The sequence below is a fragment of the Arthrobacter sp. 2RAF6 genome, from assembly GCF_052115205.1.
GTDB lineage: Bacteria > Actinomycetota > Actinomycetes > Actinomycetales > Micrococcaceae > Arthrobacter.
On record NZ_JBFRGF010000131.1, the window covers coordinates 1 to 451 of the forward strand.

Annotated in this window: 1 protein-coding gene; it reads right to left on the reverse strand. The window is 65.8% G+C overall.

Features of this window, described 5'->3' with window-relative positions; genetic code table 11:
- On the reverse strand, positions 1–205 hold a 205-nt coding region (locus AB4Z38_RS25820; RefSeq protein ID WP_441432352.1), incomplete at its 3' end, for a hypothetical protein.
- Positions 206–451: the final 246 nt, after the last annotated feature.

Here is a 451-nt window from a genome sequence, read left to right on the forward strand (position 1 = left end):
TGGTGAGGGTGACGTCGTCGAGGTACATCCAGGTGTCATCCGCAGGGCTGGAGCCGTCGAGGTGGACGTTGAACCAGAGGGTGATGGTCTGGCCTTTGTAGGCGGTGAGGTCGGCGCTGAACTGGGTCCAGGTGCCGTTGTCGTTGCAGAGCTTGAGCAGGCTGGCCAGGGTGGTGCCGCTGGTGCTGCGGACTTGTGCTTCCATCCAGTCGTATTGGCAGGCGKTGCCGGWGCAGGGGTCTTCCYGGCTGTGGGGCTGGTACCAGAAGGACAGGGTGGTGGTYCCGGTGGCGGGGACGGTGATGGTCTGGGACAGGCTGCTGTCTCCCAATGGCTCCGTCCCCGAAGCCACACCCAGCAAAGCAGAACCAGTGCCGGTGTGGGCGGTGGTGGAGGCTACGGGTGCCCGGACGCCGCCGGTGATCCAGGAGCTGAGCCCGGATTCGAAGCC